Genomic DNA, 2,481 nt, shown 5'->3' on the forward strand with positions numbered 1-2,481 from the left:
ACGGCGACGGCCTCGGCGTCGTCGAGCAGGAGCGGGGGTACGCGCGCACCGGCGCCGAGCCGGTAGCGGCCGGCGGGTCCGCGGACGGCGTCGACGGGGTAGCCCAGGTCGCGCAGGCGCGCGACGTCGTTGCGGACGGTGCGGTCGGTGACGTCGAGCCGCTCGGCGAGCTCGCCGCCGGACCAGTCGGGGCGTGACTGGAGCAGGCCCAGCAGGGTGAGCAGCCGGGCGGACGTGGTGGCCATGGGCCCTCCGGGACCTCGTCTCGGTACCGCCTCAGACACGCCAGATTCGGCGGGAGAAGCGGAAAGAACCGTTCCGGAACGGCTCCTAGCGTGAGGGTACCGAGCAGGACGAAGACCCCGCTCACGGACCCGCGGAGACCACCATGACCGCCACCCCGCTCCCGATCCGCCCGTTCGCCGTCCACGTCCCGGACGCCGACCTCGACGACCTGCACGAGCGGCTCGCGCGCACCCGCTTCGCCCCCGCCGCGCCCGACGACTCCTGGGAGTACGGCACCCCGCAGTCGTACCTGCGGGACATGGTCGCGCGCTGGACGACGTTCGACTGGCGGGCCGTGGAGGACCGGCTGAACGCGTACCCGGGCTTCGTCACGGAGATCGACGACCAGCCGCTGCACTTCCTGCACGTCCGCTCGGCGCACGCCGACGCGACGCCGCTGCTGCTCGCGCACACCTACCCGGGCTCGGTGCTCGACTTCCTCGGCATGATCGACGCGCTCGTCGACCCGACCGCGCACGGCGGCCGGCCGCAGGACGCGTTCCACGTGGTCGTCCCGTCGATGCCCGGCTTCGGCTTCTCGACGCCTCTCGCCGGGGCGGGCTGGACGATGGCACGCGTCGCACGCACCTACGACACGCTCATGCGCGGGCTCGGCTACGACTCCTACGGCGTGCACGGCAGCGACGGCGGCGCGATGGTGGGCCGCGAGCTCGCGATCCTCGACCCCGACGGCTTCCGCGGCGCGCACGTGCTGCAGCTGTTCTCGTTCCCGACGGGTGCGCCGGGGGAGATGGACGGCTTCGGCCCGCAGGAGTACGCCGCGCTCGCGCACATGCAGTGGTTCCAGTCGGTCGGCGCGTACAACACGATGAACGCGTCGCGCCCGCAGACCGTCGCCGCGGGCCTCGCCGACTCACCGGTCGCGACGCTCGCGTACCACGAGCTCTTCGAGAGCTTCGGCAACGGCACCTCGCTCGTCACCGCCGACCAGGTGCTCGCGCAGGCCAGCCTCTACTGGCTCACCAACACGTACGCCACGGCCGTGCGGTACCACTACGCCGAGCAGCGCTCCGGCGCCGAACCGGTCGTCAGCACCGGCCGTCTCGGGGTCGCGGTGTTCAAGGACGACTTCCAGACGATCCGCAGCCTCGCCGAGCGCGACAACGCCCGCATCGAGCACTGGACCGAGCACCCGCGCGGCGGGCACTACGCGGCGCTCGAGGTCCCGCAGGACGTCGTCGACGACCTGCGCGTGTTCTTCGCCTGATGCCCCCGACGACACCAGGTCAAGGGACGGTGGCCCGCGTCATGGGCCACCGCCCCTCGTCGGGCCGGCCGGCCGGGCCGCGGTCAGCGCTCGCGGACGCCGTGCGCGGTGAGGCCGGCCAGCGCCGCGGCAGCGCGCCCCTGCTTCACGCGGTACATCGCCGCGTCCGCGTCGCGCATGACGTCGTCCGCGGTGCCCGGGACCCGCTCGCTCGTCGCGATGCCGACGCTCACCCCGACCTGCACGGTCGTCCCGCCGACGTCGAGGGGCTCGAGCAGCGCGCGGCTCAGGCGTTCGGCGACGGCCGTCGCGTCGGCCGTCGACGACATGCCGTCGAGCAGGACGACGAACTCGTCGCCGCCGAGCCGCGCCGCGAGGTCGTTGGCGCGCACGGCGCGGCTGATCCGTCCCGCGACGGCGACCAGCACCTCGTCCCCGACCGCGTGCCCGAGCGAGTCGTTGACCTCCTTGAACCCGTCGAGGTCCAGGAACAGCACGCCGAAGTGGTAGTGCGTGTGGTGCTGGGCGCGGGCCACGCTGCGCTGCAGCTGCTCGGTGAACAGCGCGCGGTTGGGCAGCCCGGTGAGCGGGTCGTGCAGCGCGGCGCGGCGCAGCTGCTCCTCCTTGTGCCGCAGCTCGAGCGCGACCGTGAGCAGGGCCGTGCACTGGTAGGGGCTCTCGCGTCCGTTCTCGACGCCGGTCTGCAGCGGGCCGACGAACGTGAGCAGACCCCAGTCGCTGTCGTTGACCTTCGCTGGGACCACGAGCACGACGTCCTCGGGGTCGCGCGCGAGCGCGATCACGTCGCGCGGCGGGAACGACCGGACGCCGGTCCGGCGTGCGACCGGGCTCGACGCGACGGCAGCCGCCGCGTCGCCGTCGGGGGAGCGCTCGTACGTGCCGGTCACGCGGAGCGTCCGCGCGTCCGGGTCGGGCACGGACCGCTCGCCGGTCGTCCAGAGCCCGAG

The 2,481-nt window shown here is 73.8% G+C and carries 3 protein-coding genes; 1 reads left to right on the forward strand and 2 read right to left on the reverse strand.

Annotated features, from left to right (window positions below):
- Window positions 1-245: helix-turn-helix transcriptional regulator (locus tag HGA02_RS16295; protein ID WP_168680150.1), on the reverse strand; the 245-nt coding region annotated here is incomplete at its 3' end.
- Window positions 246-388: 143 nt separating this feature from the next.
- On the opposite strand from HGA02_RS16295, the gene HGA02_RS16300 reads away from it, so the two are divergent.
- On the forward strand, window positions 389-1,513 hold the full coding sequence (locus HGA02_RS16300) for an epoxide hydrolase family protein (RefSeq protein WP_168680152.1): 1,125 nt from the start codon (window positions 389-391) through the stop codon (window positions 1,511-1,513).
- An 83-nt stretch (window positions 1,514-1,596) separates the two neighbouring features.
- On the opposite strand, the gene HGA02_RS16305 is transcribed toward HGA02_RS16300, so the two are convergent.
- On the reverse strand, window positions 1,597-2,481 hold an 885-nt coding region (locus HGA02_RS16305; protein WP_210728696.1), incomplete at its 5' end, for a GGDEF domain-containing protein.

Origin of the sequence: Cellulomonas septica, assembly GCF_012396155.1 — a bacterium.
In the GTDB taxonomy this organism is placed as follows: Bacteria; Actinomycetota; Actinomycetes; order Actinomycetales; family Cellulomonadaceae; genus Cellulomonas; species Cellulomonas septica.

Excerpts from the sequence above, each read along its gene's own strand:
- HGA02_RS16300 (WP_168680152.1), top strand. The coding sequence starts at position 389 with ATGACCGCCACCCCGCTCCCGATCCGCCCGTTCGCCGTCCACGTCCCG.